Raw genomic sequence first — 262 nt, 5'->3', positions numbered from 1 at the left:
GACTGGGACAATTGGTCTTGCAACGAGTAATTTTTTATATAACCCTAAGTCTTCTGTTTGCATAAGTCCCGAAGCTAACGCAAGTAACGTTTTTCCTGTGCCGGCTTTCCCCGTTAATGTTACAAGCGGAATATCTTCACGAAGCAACAATTCTAATCCCATAATTTGCTGCACGTTTCGTGGTCGTATCCCCCACACTTGTTCATTGTGAAAAATAAGTTTCTTTACCTTCTTACCTAAGTGATCCACAATGCCAAGCGCA

Annotated in this window: 1 protein-coding gene; it reads right to left on the bottom strand. The window is 41.6% G+C overall.

Features of this window, described 5'->3' with window-relative positions; genetic code table 11:
- The coding region (locus tag SB717_RS36930) for a PhoH family protein (RefSeq protein WP_410908054.1) at positions 1-262 on the bottom strand (262 nt) is incomplete at both ends.

The sequence above is a fragment of the Priestia sp. SIMBA_032 genome, from assembly GCF_046535215.1.
GTDB classification, from domain to species: Bacteria; Bacillota; Bacilli; order Bacillales; family Bacillaceae_H; genus Priestia; species Priestia aryabhattai.
The sequence above is the reverse complement of the archived record's forward strand: the minus strand, read 5'-3'. Positions and strand labels throughout refer to the sequence as shown.